Genomic DNA, 15,367 nt, shown 5'->3' with positions numbered 1-15,367 from the left:
CCAACGGCTACGTCGGACCGGCCGCCTATAAATCCCCAATGTCAGCATCGTCTCGCGATGCTTCGCGACTCCGTTAATAGGAAGGCCGACGCATGCGTTGTCACGTGACAACTGGCGCTAAATATCAGAACTCCCACCAGTCAATGGACGGGGCGACGCGATCCAGTGATGCACTGATCCCCGCACTTCGACACCCGGAACAGTTGCTCCACCGCGAAACGTATTGAAAACTACGAATTACGTATTCGCCGCAACGAATCTCGGTGAAGCCGCGCCAATCTTCGTTGCCCACATGCCAAAAAACCATACGCCCCCATTTCCGGGCATCACCAAGCTCATTTGCCGTGAAACAGCATGAAGAATATGGCGCAAACCATTGCCACACAAGGATTTCTGGCAAGCGTCGATTTTCGGAAAATGTTTCACGAACCGACCCGTTCGCGTTGCTACACGTCGCCAACACATGGATTCGACGCCAATAGTGACCCAGATTGCATGAATCTCCCTGCATATCGGGGCCCTCCAGCGCGGAAATTTGATATTCGCTACGAAACCAGCCCCCTGCCCTATTGGCCCATGCGAGCGGCAATGCAGGGTTTCGTACTCTCTATAAATAGGGACACATCATAGTCATCCCTATATCCCGCACGAACATGCGCAGCAATCGCTCAGCGCGTTGCGCCAGCACCCCGAGCGTACACACGAAGATAAGGGAATCAAGCTGCTGACTACACAGTTCGTACCGCGCCACCCCAGACGCGCCTTGCAACGCCTCCCCGGGATACTCCGCTCCCATATAGCCATCCGTTGCCCGAGCTTTCAGGCGCCCGCTCCCGTTGTCACGTGACAACCGGCGACTCACCCACGAGCCGGCGGGACCAGAAATATCCCCACCGGCTTTCTTCCTGAGCAACATGCCAGCTACGCACCGGGCATCGGCAATCACGACTACGTCTTGACGATCGAAAGGTTGCTCCTGGGAGGCGCGCTTGAATGTGTTTGTCACGTGACAACCCGTCTCATCGCCGGATAGACGTACGTCAGGATTATGTGAAGCACCTCTGTAATTGAAATGAAGCGATTCTTCCGCAGCCCACGTCGCAATCGCATCGAGAACTTTCGCTCGATATGGCCAGACCTCGAAGCAATCAATGCCCGGAGACTTGTCACGTGACAACCGGCTTCTTCCTCGAGACCGCGCAACATCGTCGTCTCGGGTTCGTATCGAATTCCGTATGAGACCAAGTGCGACGAGACATCAATTCTCCACGCAACGGTTTCATCGTCGATGTTCAACGCCAGCTGAATTTGCCCGCGTTCGCTGCGCGTTCGTGCAGCCGTGATTGGTTATTTTGTATTTTTTTAGTCAATACGCGTAAATGACGCCTTGGCCGTTCGGCCTATTTGTCACGTAACAACCGCGGAGATCAAAAGATATTCACTCCATCGAACACTTTTCTGGACATTTCGGTAATAACTGCATATATTACGCAAAACTCCTTGGAGGGATTTAATGGCTTTCAAGATCGCCGTCAGTAATCAAAAAGGTGGGACGGGAAAGACGACCATCTCCGTCAACATCGCGGCTGCGTTCGAAGCCGGCGGCAACAAAGTCGCGTTGATCGATGCCGACCCTCAGGGCACTTCCGTCCGTTGGGTCACGAGCGGCGAGAACACGCTGCCGATGACGGTCCTTTCGCTGGCTCCCGCCGGCCGCGGCATCGGGGGCGAGATCAAGAAGCAGGACGCGAACTTTGATGTGATCGTCGTCGACTGCCCCGGCAACCTCGAAGATCCGCGTATCGCATCCGTCCTGGAAGTGGCCGACTTCTGCCTGGTGCCGCTTTCGCCATCGCCGGCCGATCTGTACAGCACGGTCGCGATGATCCGCATGATCGAATCGATGCGCGCCGTTCGAAATCCTCAACTTTCTTCCGCATTAATGCTGAATAGCGTCAATGGAAAAACTAAAATGCGTGAAGAAATTTTAAAAATTCTACGGGCTGAAGAAATAGGGGAGCATCTGCTCGACAGCCAGATCGCGCAACGCGAGGTCTATCGTCAGACGTTCGCGCTCGGCACCACGATCCATCACCACAATCGATACCTGAAGGGCCTGAAGGAAGCCCGCGCGGAAATCGAAAAGCTGGTCACGGAAATGGCCCAATACATCGCGTCGACGCGCGCTACCGGAGCCGCCCATGGCTAAGGACACCTCGAAAGACAAGAAACCGACCGGCAACCTGCATCTCGCAGCCGGCCTGTTGCGCGGACTCGCGCAGGAAAATGCGGCGCTCGAAACGCGGCTGCCCGAGCCGGCGGCCGCACCGGCCGCCGTCGTCGACACGGCGCCTGCCAGTGGCCCGGCCGGAACCGCGCCCGCCGGTACGCCCGAGCTTGGCGCGCCGCAGAAGGTGCTGGTCAAGGACTGCATCCCGAACCCGTTCAACCCGCGCGTGTTCTACTCGGAATCGAGCCTGCACGAGCTCGCGCTGACGTTGAAACGAGAAGGGCAGATCGAGCCGATCAAGGTCACGCGGCTTCCCGAGTTCCCCGGCAAGCTCGTCGTAATCGACGGACAACGCCGGCTGCGCGCGACGAGCATTAACGGCGACGAAACGATTAATGCGACGTTCCGCACCGATCACACGCCCGAGCAGCTCTACACGATCGCGTATCGGGCGAACCACGACCACGAACGCCAGACGATCTTCGATGATGCGATCGCGTGGAAACGTCTCCTGGACGAGAAGGTCTTTTCCGACCAGAACACTCTGGCGGAGAAAATCGGCAAGGACAAGGCCTCGATCAGCAAGACGCTGTCGCTCAACGCGCTGCCGAACACGCTGCTGGAGCGGATGGCCAGTGCGAACGACGTGGTCGGTCTGCAGGCTGCGTACTTCCTGAAACTGATCTTCGAACGCCTCGGCGAGGCGACGGCCGATCGGCTGCTGACGGCCGTGATCGACCGGAAAAAATCCGTCCGCGATCTCGAGAATTTCCTGCGTGCGCAGAGTGACGGCACCAAGAAGGCCGGGCGTACGCGCTATAGCGTTCGTCATGATTTCGCGCTCGAATCGCGCGCGATCGGCCAGTTGAAGACGTATCCGGACGGGCGTCTGGACCTGCAGCTCAAGGGCGTCGACGCATCCCACCAGGAAGCGCTTGCCGACAAGCTCAAGACCGTCATCGACGCGTACGTCGCGGAGCTGGCCACGGCCCCGTCGAAGTAACGCGCTAGCGGCAAAAGGCCTCGCCTTCGCGCTGCGCCGTCAAGCCCGACCGCGACATGGTCCGGCGCATGGTGCGCACAACGGCGAGGCCTCGTTCAGTTGCCTGCGAGACTGCTTTTGAGCAGGAATTCCAGCAGGTCGTCCGAGGTCGGCTCGCCCCACGTATCGAGCGCCAGCCACCGGAAGAAACTGGTTTGCGCCAGCTTGCTCGCCTTCTTCTTCGGCGACAGCGTCAGGTCCTTCGAACCCGCCACCGTCTCGTTGTAACGCTCGATCAGCTTGGTCTGGTCGTCGATCTCCAGTTCGCGGAAATACGCGCCGGCTTCCTCGACCTTCGCCGCCAGATACTTGTCGCGAATCTGTTCCTGCTTACTCTGCGCGGATTCCTTCGCCGGTGCAGCCGCCTCGGTTCCCTGCCCATCGGCCAACGTGTAGCCGTGCGTCAGCGCCTTGCGGAAGTACGCGGCGACGTTGTCGACCGGCGTCGCATTCTTCTTCGTAGTCCGATTGAGCGTATAGGCGATCGCCGCCTTGATGCGCTGCACGCCGTATTGCGTGATCAACCGGCGCGCTTCCGAGCGCGGAATGCCGAACTTCGCGACCTCCTCGACCAGCGCTTCGTTCTTGACGTCGCCGTCTTCGACCGTATCGGTGCTCTGCTTGCGCGTCACCTTGAACTGCACGGCTTCCACGCTGCGGCCGGATTTGTGTTCGATCAGCTCGAGCGTGTGGTCCGATACTTCGTTCACCTCCTGGATGCACGGCACCAGGACCTTGCTCTTGAACAGCTTGTATTCCTTGTACGACTGCGACGCCTTGTCCTGGCCGAGAATGAGGTCACGGAATTTCGGCAACGGAATCTTCGCGGTGATGCCGATCCCCTCGTAACGCACCGTGTTTTCCCACAGCGCGAGCGAATGCGACCGCCGGAACTCGCGGGCGATCCGCATATCGATCAGCGCGTAGATTTCGGGATTGAGCAGTTCGCTGCGAATCTGGTCGGAGAAGCTGTACTTCAGCACCGATTGCTCGAGCTCCGCGCCGGCGAGCAGGCCCGACGCTTTCCAGACCGTCGAACGGTCCGCGGCCAGGTAGTCCCAGTTGACGACGGTACTGATCAACGAGTTGACCGTGTCCTTCACGTACTTCGTGTTGTTGCTGTTCAGCCCGCTCTCGTGCGACAGCGACGCGATCGAAATCGAGAAGCTCGTTCGGCCCGGTTCGAACGCCTCCTGCCGAAGCGCGTTCTTGATCAGCGAGCTGAACATCTTGCGCTGCTGCAGACCGATCTTGCCGGACTTCGGCGCGATATGAATCGCCTGGACCGCCTTGCGCAGCAAGTCGGGCGGCTCGGGGGTCTGAAACAGCGAAACCTGTTTGTCTGAGCCTTTGCTTGCGGGCTTGCGCGGCATCGTGGTGTCCGGGTAAGGTTGCCTTATTGAGAGCGGACTTTATACCTTTTCGCGCCACGGAGCAACGTCCTTGCTCTAGCATCACTTTCACTATCTTGTCTAAGTATCAGATATGGAAGGAAAAACCTTGTTTCAACGATTTGCGCCGAGCCCCATATCCGTCTACCTGTTGATCAAAATTCCTCCCAAAAGCCGCTACCTTTCCCGCCCGCGTCGCGAAACCCGGCACAAGATTTGCCACCACGAAGGTACCCATCCATGGGGGAAAACGAATGGAATCGAGATCGCAAGAGGGATACGTGGTGCCCTGCAATACGGCCGCGATTTCTCCCATAACTTGCTACCTTTGTCGGTTCCCATACGAGGGTACCTGTCAGCGTCGTCAACCGCATTGCTTTCCGGCCCGAAGGGAGAAATCGCTCCCATAAAAGGCAACCTTCCGATTTCCCCATAAAAGGTAACCTGTCCGGAGCCCCGCTCCTGTCTATGGGAAAGCTTTATAGGACTGTTGAGCGAAGGACAGCGAATCGATCGAAACCAGCTCCCATACATGGGTACCTTTGAAATGCCCCATAACCGGCTACCCGAAGAAAATCTCTGTGCATCGATTCGACTATCGACGCAAAAAAGCGCCCCATAAAAGGCTACCTCCATGCGTTCCCATAGACGACTACCTCACGCGATTGACGGTCGATTTCCCATAACCGGATACGTTCGCCCCATATCCACAACCCTGATTTCCCACAACCCGGTACCCCAAACCCCAAATCCACAGACCTGAAGCCCCAAACCCTTCCACCTGTGCTCCCATAAATGGGTACCGAACACCGCTCAAACCCATGCCAGGCAAGGCTGTGAGCCGTCTAAAAGTAGTTAAAGAAGTAAACGTGGTTTACCAAAGATGTAAACACACGTGTGCTTGCACAGAAAGACGAACCCCATAAACCGCTACCAATGGGAGTCGTCTATGGGAAGCCAACCGCCCAGATTTCCCCTCCGCGCTCCCTTTGGCCCTGTTTGACCCGCCGTTCCTGAAAGGCTTCAGGCGTGGCAAGGCATTCCGAGGAGGTGAGTACCCACTCACAAGCACCGAAACGTAGAAACTTATGGGAGGAAATCCCTGGATTCGACGTAGAGGTTCCCGTTTATGGGACCCGAAAACGGGCCGCGTGACCCTCCTGCCGCCTGTGATCGACCAGCCGAACGGATCGTTCGCTTTCCTTCACAGCAGTTCGAAATCATCCGGGACTGCCCGCGAATGGTTTTTTGTACTCGCACGGCCTCGTCTACGGACAAATTATTGTCGATCGCCTGTGACGCTGCTCGCCAAATTTAGCCTGTGGACTGTGCCCGGAGGAATCCGCGCCGGGCTGTTTTTCATCCCCACGCCCCGTCTGTTTTTCTACCTTTAAACCACGGCCGGGAAGTTTTGCTGTGGCCGCTGCAGGCAACGAGGGACTCATACCACGGCCCGAAAAGCAGACCGGATGCCGAAAAGCCATCGCACAGTGTGCCCCTTGGGACGACTTGGCACACTTCATCGATATCGTTGCCACCCAACGTGAAGATGCCGTCGGTGCCGAAGCTCACCGCAACCGATTTCCACGATGCTCCCGAACCTGCTCACCTTTCCCCCGAAGCGGAATCCCGGAAAAGCTCACCGATCGGATAAGGTACAGGTATAAGCAAGCTGTGCAGATCGCCGCTCCGTCCACATAAGGCACTCTCGATGGGAGCAAACAAGAAACGATCGGCATCGATATGTGACGCCCGACGCGTCGGCAAGCACGGCCGCATCGACGGACAAGCCTTCGCTCCATATGTATCTCCACCGGACGCGCGCTGATCGCTCATGTTGGGTTGTAGCGCATGCGTGCAACCAATCGAGCCGACGTCTTCACCGCTCGCACTAGCCGGCCTTTTTCGTCAGACCCGTCCATCGACAGAGAGCCTTGTCTCCACAGGTAACCTTTTGCATCACGAGGTGGCAACGGTTGCCGGACGAATCGCCGCACGCCGAAACGACGCAACGTAATCGTCTTGATCGTCGACGAAGCGAATCGTGGTCGTTTATGGGAGGAACCGTCGCTCGAGCCGCATCGAACGATGTCGTGACGTGTGGATCGACTGCCGCTGCGGTGATCGCGCAAGCACGACGATACCCACGTCGCGTATCGGCGTATCGGTATCACCACCCGTGAAACAGCCATCGGGGCCTCGCGCCGTATCGCGTACCGCGATTTCCGTCATCGAGCGCAGGACCTACGTTGTCTCCCATACGTATATCCCCAATTCCGTCAGCACGTTGACGCCACAATTCTTGCGACACGGTTATGATGCACAGGTCCTGATCGCGACATGACGACCGATCAGGGCAGGGGCGGTATCTCGATGGTTTTTCAAACCGTGATGGTCATCAAAAAAGAGAGTTCAGCGATGCGAATCCAGATCAGAAAACTCACGTTGGCTGCTACCGCAGCCGCTTTCCTGTTCGGCTCGGCCGTTCCGGTTTTTGCGCAGGAAACCGCCAGCGCACCGGCTGCACCGGCAGCACAGGACGCCAAGGCCGCGAAGAGCGAAGCACGCAAGGCGGCCAGGGCCAAACGCAAGGCCGAACACAAGGCCGCGCGTGCGAAGAACAACGCCGAGCTGAAGAAACTCGAAGACGCCGGTTACAAGCCGGCGGCCAATGATCCGAACTATCCGCAGAATCTGCAGAACGCGGAGAAGAAGGCCGGCGCAGCCAGCCAGTAAGCGTTGTCCGGCGGCAAGCCATGGCTCCGTCCGCGGCTTGCCTTCGTGCGTCGCAATCATGCGATGCACGAAGGCAAACACGTTCCGCAGGTTTATCCAATTTGATTCGGAATCCTGCTCATATTGAAAATGTACAACACGCAGGCAGGGGTGGTGAGCGCCACCCACCCTACACAGTCGCCCTTCCCGTTGCCTTCAGCCAGTCCTTGAACGCGCGTACGGCGTCATCGTCCGCCCGTGCGGACGCCACATACGTGAAGTAGCGCCATGGCGGCAGCGCCGGTTCGCTGAACGGCTGCACGAGCCGGCCTTCGGCGATGTCGTCGGCGACGAGCGCGATCGGCCCCATCGCGACGCCGAGCCCGTCGAGCGCGCCTTGCAGCGTCAGGTAGAAATGCTCGAGGGTGAGCGAGTGCCGCGGCACGAGGTTCGGATGCCCGGCCGCCGCGAGCCACTCCGGCCACATGCCCGGATAGGTTGCCGCGTGCAGCAGCGTGAAGCCGGCGAGATCGGCGGGTGTATCCAGCGACCGGCCCTCCAGCAACTTCGGCGCACACACCGGCAGCCGGACTTCGGACAGGAATTCCTCCGCGACGTACCCGTCGATGGCCTGCGGGCCGCCGCGAACGATCAGGTCGACCTTGTCGCGCAACTTGTCGATCGGCTCGTTCGACGTCGACAGCCGCACCTCGATGGCCGGATGCGCGACCTGGAACGACGACAGCTTCGGGACGAGCCAGCGCAGCGAGAACGTCGCGGGTGCACTGACGCGCAGCACGCGCTGCTGTGCGTGGCCGAAATGCTGTGCGGTGGCGAGCGCGATCCGGTCGAACGAAGCGCCGACCTCGGCGAGGTACGCGCGGCCGGCCGCGGTCAGTTCGACGCGCCGGTTGTGGCGTTCGAACAGCGGCCGGCCAAGCCATGCTTCCAGTTGCTGCACATGCCGGCTGATCGCGCCGTGCGTCACGCACAGCTCGTCCGCGGCCAGCGTGAAGCTGCCGAGCCGCGCGGCGGCTTCGAACGCGCGCAGCGAATTCAATGGAGGGAGTCGTCGGGCCATTGCATCGTTTCGCGTGAAATTTACTCACACGATGGTTCAGGTTTAATCGTTTGATCGGGTGATCCGGCTCCGCCAATATGGCACACAAACGGCCGACCTGGCCGAACCAGTGTCTGAATTTCTCACATGGAGTACGGAGCATGCCGAACGTGGTGGTAGTGGGCGCCCAATGGGGCGACGAAGGCAAGGGGCGCGTCGTGGACTGGCTGGCGGCGCAGGCCGATCTCGTCGCACGCTACAACGGCGGTCACAACGCGGGCCACACGCTGGTCGTCGGCGGCAACACGTACAAGCTCGCGCTGCTGCCGAGCGGCATCGTGCGCGGCAAGCGTGGCGTGATCGGCAACGGCGTGGCGCTCGACCCCGAAGCGCTGCTCGCGGAAATCGGGCGGATGGCCGAGCTCGGGCTGCCGGTGACGCCGGACAACCTGTCGATCGCCGAGAACGCGACGCTGGTGCTGCCGATTCACCGTGCGATCGATGAGGCGCAGGAGCGTTTGCGCCGCGAACCGATCGGCACCACGCTGCGCGGGATCGGGCCGGCCTACGAGGACAAGGTCGGGCGTCGCGGGCTGCGCGTCGGCGATCTCGCGGAACCGGACGGGCTCGCCGCCAAACTCGACGTGCTCGTCGACCATCACAACGCGTGGTTCCGCGGCCTGGGGCTCGACGAGTACGATCGCGACGCGATGCTGGCGACGCTGGTCGCGCTCGCACCGAAAATCCTGCCGTTCGTGCGTCCGGTCTGGGCCGACCTCAACGACGCGACCGATCGCGGCGAGCGCATCCTGTTCGAGGGTTCGCAGGCCGTGATGCTGGACATCGACTGGGGCACGTACCCGTTCGTGACGTCGTCGGGCACCGTGGCATCGGCCGCGGCCGCCGGCACCGGGCTCGGTGCGGCGAAGCTCGGCCACGTGCTGGGTGTCACGAAGGCGTATGCGACGCGGGTCGGCGGCGGCCCGTTCCTCACCGAGCTGACCGACGCTACCGGCGAAACGCTGCGTGCGCGCGGACAGGAGTTCGGCGTGAATACCGGCCGGCCGCGACGCTGCGGATGGCTCGACGCCGCGCAACTGCGCCAGGCCGTCAGGATCTCGGGCATCGATTCGCTGGCGCTCACCAAGCTCGACGTGCTCGACGGCTTCGAGTCGATCGCGCTGTGCGTCGGTTACGAATTCGACGGCGCGCGCGTCGATCATCTGCCCGCGAGCCTCGATGCGCAGTCGCGCGCGAAGCCACTCTACGAACGGTTCGAAGGCTGGCAAGGCTCGGTGAAGGGCGTGCGCGAGCGGGCGGCGCTGCCGCGCGCCGCGCAGGATTTCATCGCGCGCATCGAAGCCGTGGCGGGCGCGCCGGTTTCGATGATCACGACCGGCGCGGAGCGCGACGACACGATCGTGTTGCGCGATCCGTTCGATGCGGCCGCCGCCGCGTAACGCGCGAGCCGCGAAGAGCGTCGATCGACGCGCGGTATCGTGGTCGGCCGGTCGTTTTTGCCGACCGTTCCCGTTGGTTCGTCGACCCATCCGGTACGGATGGGCGACCGGCCCGGATACCGTGCGGCGAACGGCTCGGCGGCACGATTCGGCATCCGGATCGTGCCGCATACGGCGAACTGGACACGTCTGCAACGCTGCTGTACTGTTCCGCACAATTCGCGCCAGACCGGCTCGTGCCGGCGCCGCCGGCCCCCTGGCCGCACGGCGGCGCGACGTGACAATCCCGGGGACAGGTCGATGGACACGTTACAGATGATGCGCATTTTCGTCCGGGTCGCGGAGGAGGGCAGCTTCACGAGCGCGGCCCAGCGCCTGGACATCACGACGGCCTACGCGTCGCGCTCGGTCGCGCAACTCGAAACGCATCTGCGCACGCGCCTGCTCAACCGCAGCACGCGCCGCATCGCGCTGACCGACGCCGGGCAACGCTATCTCGACCGCTGCCAGCGCATCCTCGGCTATATCGACGAAGCGGAAGCCGAAGCGGCCGACGCGCAGGCGAAGCCGTCCGGACGGCTGCACGTTCACGCGACGACGAGTTTCGGCCAGTCCTACGTGATGCCCGCGGTCGTGCGTTACCGCGAACGCTATCCGTCGGTCGCGGTCGAGCTGACGCTGTCGCAGCACGTGCCCGACATCATCGACGAAGGCTACGACGTGTCGCTGCAGCTGAGCACGACGGAGCTGCCCGATTCCGGGCTGGTGTCGCAGCGGCTCGGTGACGTGGGCAGCGTGCTGTGCGCGTCGCCTGCCTATCTGAAGGCGCGCGGCACGCCGCGCACGGTGAGCGATCTCGCCGGGCATGCGTGCCTGCGGCTCGTCACGCCGCTGTTTCCGCGCGACCGCTGGCACCTCGACGGCCCGAACGGCCGCGAAACGGTCGAACTGCCGCTGCCGGATTTCCAGGTGAATATCGCCGATGCGCTCGGCACCGCGCTGCGCGCGGGGCTCGGGATCGGCTCCCTGCCGATGTCGGCGGCGCTGCCCGCGCTCGCGAGCGGCGCGCTGGTGCGTGTGTTGCCCGATTACCGGCTGCAGAAGCTGACGGTCTACACGTTGTATGCGTCGCGTCAGTATCTCGATGCGAAGATCCGCACGTTCGTCGATTTCCTGCGGGAATGCGTGCCCGAGATGCTGGCTGCCGACGAGGCTGCGTTGAACGCTTGTTGCGCGTCCCGTCAATCCTGATTCACGCACGATCGGTACGTGAGTGCCGCGCACGGTCTTTCGGCTTGATGGAAATGGTTCGCATTCCTTTGTTAAAAGCGAGTGGCGCAGGAATGTGTGCGGACCGTTCCGGCCAACGATGCCCGTGCCATCGGCATGCCTTTATGAAAACGCTCGCTTTCGATATCGAACATCGTTGGTTCGGCCAGCGGTAGCCGCCTTTTAGAATCGGTTCGACCTGCTTCATCGCATGCGCGCTTCGTGCGCGCCCACTTCATCGAACCCGAAACGACATGGCAGATCGACACTCCAGCATCCGCCGCCGGCTCATTCATGCCGGCCTGGCGATCGCGACAGGCGCCGCCGCCCACCCGGGCCTTGCGCTGGCCAGCGCGGCCGGCGCGCGGACGTTGCGCATCGGTTATCAGAAAGGGCCGCTCAGCCTGCTGAAGGCGCGCGGCACGCTGCAGGGCAAGCTCGCGACACTCGGCGTGAACGTCACGTGGACCGAATTCCCGTCGGGCCCGCCGCAACTCGAGGCGCTGAACGCGGGATCGATCGATTTCGGCGATGTCGGCGAAGCGCCGCCGATCTTCGCGCTCGCGGCCGGTGCGCCGCTCGTCTACTACGCGCAGACGCCGGCCGGTCCGGCGACCGAAGCGGTGGTCGTCGCGAAGGATTCGCCGGTCAAGACCTTTGCCGACCTGCGCGGCAAGCGCATCGCGCTGGTGAAGGGATCGAATACGCACTTCCTGCTGGTGAGGCTGCTGCAGGCCGCGAAGCTCGGCTATACAGACGTCACGCCGGTCTGGCTGTCGCCGTCCGATGCGCGAGCGGCGTTCGAGAACCGCTCGGTCGATGCGTGGATCATCTGGGATCCGTTTCTCGCGGTGGTCCAGCAGGCATTCGGCGCGCGCATCGTCGCGGACGGCACAGGGCTCGTCGAGAACCGCAGCTACTATTTCGCGTCGCGCACGTACGCGCAGCACAATGCCGACGTGCTCGACGCGGTCGTGTCGGAACTGGCGACGGTCCAGCGCTGGCTCGATGCGAACCGCGCGCAGGGCGCGGCCGAATTCTCGAAGCTGTGGGGCATTCCGGAGCCGGCCGTGGCGCTCGCGTTTCGCCGCGCGCGCTTCGGCGTCGAGCCCGTCACCCGTGACACGCTCGCGTACCAGCAGCGCATCGCGGACGTGTTCTATCAGGCCGGCATCCTGCCGAAACGCGTCGACGTCAGCCTCGCTGCGCCGCCCTCGCTCGCGTGAACGTGTAGCCGGCCCGACGGTCGGGGGCGCGGCGAGCAACTTCCTCGCTTGCGAAATCCGGTCATGGCGCGACCCGCGACAGCGGCACCGCTTCGCCGCGCAACCTCGCGACGTCGCGGCCCGGTGCGTCGCCGAACAGCCGGGCATATTCGCGGCTGAACTGCGACGCACTCACGTAGCCGACGCTTCGGCATGCCTGCCGCGCATCCATCGCCGACAGGCACATCAGGCGGCGCGCCTCCTGCAGCCGCAGCACCTTCTGGCATTGCAACGGACTCATCGACGTAACCGCACGGAAGTGATGGTGGAAGGTCGACGGACTCATCTCCACCTGTCGCGCGAGCGCGTCGACCGCCATCGGATCGAGGTAGTGGTCGCGAATCCATGCGACGGCGCGCGAGATGCGCTGGGTCGTCGAACCGGCGTCGCCGATCTGCGCGACGCGCGCGCCCGACGGGCCGCGCAGCAGCCGGATGAGGATTTCGTCGACGATCAGCGGTGCGAGCAGGTCGAGGTCGTCCGGTTGTGCGATCAGTTGCATCAGCCGCGCGACGGCGTCGACGATTTCGGGCGTTGCGTCGAGCGTGTCGAGCGCGCCGTAGTCGACCGCCTTCGGCAGTCCGTGCGGAAAGACGACCGGCGTGAGCGCCGCGATGCGGCGCGGATCGAGTTCGAGTTGCGCGTAAAGGAACGGCTCGGCCGGGTTCGCGCGCGTCACGCGTCCGGTCACGGGCAGGTCGGCGATGGCGACCAGCATCCGCGATTCGTCGATCCCGTAGGTAGCGTCGCCGACCCGTATCGATTTCGCGCCTTGCCCGACGAGGCTCAGGCACGCATGATGCACGCCATGGTTCCATTGCGGCGACGGCGCGGAGGCGCGCGCGACGCGCATGCCGCGCAATGGAAGGTCGAACATGCCGTCGTGCGGCGCGTACGCGGCGATCAGCGCCGCGAGCCGGGCCGTGGCTAACCGGGCGGGCGACCGGGCATCGTGATCCGGCGGGGTGCGCGGTTGAGGCGGCGTTCGGGCGTCGATTTCCATGTTGGGTAAGCGGTTGGCGGAGTGAGCGATGCAATGCGTGCGGCTGCGATCCCCTGTCGAGGCGCATGGCACGGCGCTCACATCGTACGGCGAGTCGAGCGCGCGGGATTGCCTAAACCTGTCCGAAATTAGCCCGATCATCCGGACCTGCATGGTCGGCGGCCGCGTCGCCCGTCGGTGCAGGGTGTGCAGCGCACAAATTCGGAAATTAAGGCAAAACAATCGCAGGATCGGGCAAGCCATTTTCCGGCGGTTTCCCTACCATTGCACCTGCTGAAGGAAATGCGATTCAGCGCGCCCGGATGATGCGGGCGACACCGTCCGCGTGATGCGCGGACGCCGCCGGCCTTGCCGCGTGCGTCGCCGCCGCGAATCGCCGGAAAAGACTCAGGACTGCTACTGAACGATCGTGCATCGGGCTTGCCGAGGCCGGTTTGCGCCCGTTGCAAGCCGGCGCGTGCCCGTCGCGAGCGTGCCGACCGACCCGGCTGAGCCGGTGGCGGGGCCGCTGCATTGGCCGGGCCGATGCGGGCCGGCTGCGGCGCGGCGTCGGGTGCAGGTAGACGGGCAGTCGTCCGCGCAGGGGAATCCGGACAAATGGACCAACTTCAATCGATTCGGGCATTCGTGACGGTGGCAAGGGAAGGCGGGTTTCGCCGGGCGGCGACGCGGTTGCGCGTGTCGACCGCGATGGCGAGCCGGCTGGTCGACGCGCTCGAGACGCGCCTCGGCGCGCGCCTGCTTCAACGCAGTACGAGCCATCAGTCGCTGACGGAAATCGGCGAGCTGTATCTCGCGCGCGTCGAGCGGATTCTCGGTGCGATCGACGAGATCGACGGTCGTTTCGTCGCGATGGGCAGCAAGCCGGAAGGCGTGCTGCGCGTGGCCGCGCCGGTTGCGTTCGGGCTCAGCCAGTTGAGCGCGCTGCTCGATCGTTTCGTGCACCGGTTTCCGGACGTGCGGCCGACCGTGACGCTGACCGATGCCCACGTCGACCTGACTGCCGAGGACATCGACGTCGCGTTCCTGACGGACGGCATGCCGGTGTCCGGCGCACACGCGTTGCATACGCTGGCCGCGTACGAATCCGTGCGGGTCGCGGCGCCCGATTATGTCGCCGCGCACGGCGGCGCTGCGGCATCGGGCGACTGGCCGGACATCGCGGCCGTGCGGCTGGAGCTGCCGGCGGCCGATGACGACCCCATGGCCGGGGTGCGATCCGGTGCGGCAACGAGCAATGCAGGCGTCGGCCATCTCGAGATGGCGCGGCGGCTGGCCGTGGCCGGCATGGGTGCCGCGGTGTTGCCCGCATATCTCGTCGAGGCCGATCTGGCAGCCGGCACGCTGGTGCGCGTGGCCCCACTGCACCCGCTCGCGCCCGTCACGTTGAAGCTCGCGCATGCGCGTGCCGCGCGTTTGCCGGCCGCCGCGCGCGCGTTCATCGAATTCGCCGGCGCCGCATTCCGGCCCGCGCGCTAGCGGTCTGGCCGAACCCTCGGCACCGCGCGCCCGCGAAGGCCGCGGGCTCGCCGTTCTTTTTTCGGAAGCAGTTCGGCAAACGAACGCTCCGCAGGGTGCAACGCACACCCGCAACACGCGTCCGCATCCGCGGCGGACAGGACATTGCAGGTCTGCCGCGCGTCAGGGCCATGAGGAGATCTGGTGATTCCCATTGAAAGTCGTCTAATTGTGAGAGGTCGCTCCATGCGCGTCGAACGGGTTCCATACCGCTTAATCACTGCCGCAACGGTTGCCGTTTTCCTGGCCGCGTGCGGGAAAAAAGAAGCGGCGCCGCCGCCGCAAACGCCGGAAGTCGGCGTCGTCACCGTCCAGCCGCAAGCCGTGCCGGCGGTGACCGAACTGCCGGGCCGCACCAGCGCGTTCCTGGTCGCGCAAGTGCGTGCGCGGGTCGACGGCATCGTGCTGCGCCGC

The 15,367-nt window shown here is 63.2% G+C and carries 10 protein-coding genes and 1 pseudogene; 8 read left to right on the top strand and 3 right to left on the bottom strand.

What is annotated here, in order from left to right; genetic code table 11:
• Positions 1-1,513 precede the first annotated feature (1,513 nt).
• Positions 1,514-2,209 carry a ParA family protein gene (locus tag AP428_RS30370; protein ID WP_006497839.1) on the top strand — a complete coding sequence of 232 codons (696 nt, stop codon included), beginning with the start codon at positions 1,514-1,516 and terminating at the stop codon, positions 2,207-2,209.
• Positions 2,202-3,233 (top strand): ParB/RepB/Spo0J family partition protein, encoded by a 1,032-nt coding sequence (locus AP428_RS30365; protein ID WP_011694973.1) that lies wholly within the window; start codon positions 2,202-2,204, stop codon positions 3,231-3,233. The genes AP428_RS30370 and AP428_RS30365 overlap by 8 nt, the downstream gene beginning before the upstream one ends.
• 95 nt (positions 3,234-3,328) lie before the next feature.
• Here AP428_RS30365 and AP428_RS30360 read toward each other — a convergent pair whose 3' ends face one another.
• Positions 3,329-4,645, bottom strand: a complete 1,317-nt coding sequence (locus AP428_RS30360) for a replication initiation protein (protein ID WP_006480994.1) — start codon at positions 4,643-4,645, stop codon at positions 3,329-3,331.
• 2,391 nt (positions 4,646-7,036) lie between these two features.
• Here AP428_RS30360 and AP428_RS30355 point away from each other — a divergent pair.
• Positions 7,037-7,399 carry a hypothetical protein gene (locus tag AP428_RS30355; protein WP_011549362.1) on the top strand — a complete coding sequence of 121 codons (363 nt, stop codon included), beginning with the start codon at positions 7,037-7,039 and terminating at the stop codon, positions 7,397-7,399.
• Positions 7,400-7,568: 169 nt separating this feature from the next.
• On the opposite strand, the gene gcvA is transcribed toward AP428_RS30355, so the two are convergent.
• Complete coding sequence (gene gcvA / locus AP428_RS30350) at positions 7,569-8,459, bottom strand: transcriptional regulator GcvA (protein ID WP_006480992.1); 891 nt, start codon at positions 8,457-8,459, stop codon at positions 7,569-7,571.
• A 140-nt stretch (positions 8,460-8,599) separates the two neighbouring features.
• On the opposite strand from gcvA, the gene AP428_RS30345 reads away from it, so the two are divergent.
• The 3 genes from AP428_RS30345 (at position 8,600) to AP428_RS30335 (ending at position 12,393) form a co-directional block, all read left to right on the top strand.
• The gene (locus AP428_RS30345; protein WP_011549363.1) at positions 8,600-9,898 is read left to right on the top strand and encodes an adenylosuccinate synthase; all 1,299 of its coding nucleotides are present in this window, start codon (positions 8,600-8,602) and stop codon (positions 9,896-9,898) included.
• A 300-nt stretch (positions 9,899-10,198) separates the two neighbouring features.
• Positions 10,199-11,149 (top strand): LysR family transcriptional regulator, encoded by a 951-nt coding sequence (locus AP428_RS30340; protein ID WP_011549364.1) that lies wholly within the window; start codon positions 10,199-10,201, stop codon positions 11,147-11,149.
• A 272-nt stretch (positions 11,150-11,421) separates the two neighbouring features.
• Positions 11,422-12,393: an aliphatic sulfonate ABC transporter substrate-binding protein gene (locus AP428_RS30335; protein WP_011694975.1), complete on the top strand. Its 972-nt coding sequence runs from the start codon at positions 11,422-11,424 to the stop codon at positions 12,391-12,393.
• A gap of 61 nt (positions 12,394-12,454) precedes the next feature.
• Here the strand turns inward: AP428_RS30335 and AP428_RS30330 are convergent, their stop codons facing one another.
• Positions 12,455-13,435, bottom strand: a complete 981-nt coding sequence (locus AP428_RS30330) for an AraC family transcriptional regulator (RefSeq protein WP_011549366.1) — start codon at positions 13,433-13,435, stop codon at positions 12,455-12,457.
• 597 nt (positions 13,436-14,032) lie between these two features.
• On the opposite strand from AP428_RS30330, the gene AP428_RS30325 reads away from it, so the two are divergent.
• Both AP428_RS30325 and AP428_RS30320 read left to right on the top strand, forming a co-directional pair.
• The gene (locus AP428_RS30325) at positions 14,033-14,914 is read left to right on the top strand and encodes a LysR family transcriptional regulator (RefSeq protein ID WP_011549367.1); all 882 of its coding nucleotides are present in this window, start codon (positions 14,033-14,035) and stop codon (positions 14,912-14,914) included.
• Between the two features lie 225 nt (positions 14,915-15,139).
• Positions 15,140-15,367: pseudogene (locus tag AP428_RS30320) on the top strand (efflux transporter periplasmic adaptor subunit); the annotation flags it as partial.

Source organism: Burkholderia sp. E168m22 (assembly GCF_001319805.1).
Classification (GTDB): Bacteria; Pseudomonadota; Gammaproteobacteria; order Burkholderiales; family Burkholderiaceae; genus Burkholderia; species Burkholderia orbicola.
Note: the sequence above shows the minus strand (reverse complement) of the source record. Positions and strands in the feature narration are given on the sequence as shown.

What these genes read in the sequence shown, in the direction of transcription:
- AP428_RS30360 (WP_006480994.1), bottom strand. Translation starts at nt 4,645, where the DNA reads ATGCCGCGCAAGCCCGCAAGCAAAGGCTCAGACAAACAGGTTTCGCTG.
- gcvA (WP_006480992.1), bottom strand. Translation starts at nt 8,459, where the DNA reads ATGGCCCGACGACTCCCTCCATTGAATTCGCTGCGCGCGTTCGAAGCC.
- AP428_RS30335 (WP_011694975.1), top strand. Translation starts at nt 11,422, where the DNA reads ATGGCAGATCGACACTCCAGCATCCGCCGCCGGCTCATTCATGCCGGC.
- AP428_RS30345 (WP_011549363.1), top strand. Translation starts at nt 8,600, where the DNA reads ATGCCGAACGTGGTGGTAGTGGGCGCCCAATGGGGCGACGAAGGCAAG.
- AP428_RS30370 (WP_006497839.1), top strand. Translation starts at nt 1,514, where the DNA reads ATGGCTTTCAAGATCGCCGTCAGTAATCAAAAAGGTGGGACGGGAAAG.
- AP428_RS30365 (WP_011694973.1), top strand. Translation starts at nt 2,202, where the DNA reads ATGGCTAAGGACACCTCGAAAGACAAGAAACCGACCGGCAACCTGCAT.
- AP428_RS30330 (WP_011549366.1), bottom strand. Translation starts at nt 13,435, where the DNA reads ATGGAAATCGACGCCCGAACGCCGCCTCAACCGCGCACCCCGCCGGAT.
- AP428_RS30355 (WP_011549362.1), top strand. Translation starts at nt 7,037, where the DNA reads ATGGTTTTTCAAACCGTGATGGTCATCAAAAAAGAGAGTTCAGCGATG.
- AP428_RS30325 (WP_011549367.1), top strand. Translation starts at nt 14,033, where the DNA reads ATGGACCAACTTCAATCGATTCGGGCATTCGTGACGGTGGCAAGGGAA.
- AP428_RS30340 (WP_011549364.1), top strand. Translation starts at nt 10,199, where the DNA reads ATGGACACGTTACAGATGATGCGCATTTTCGTCCGGGTCGCGGAGGAG.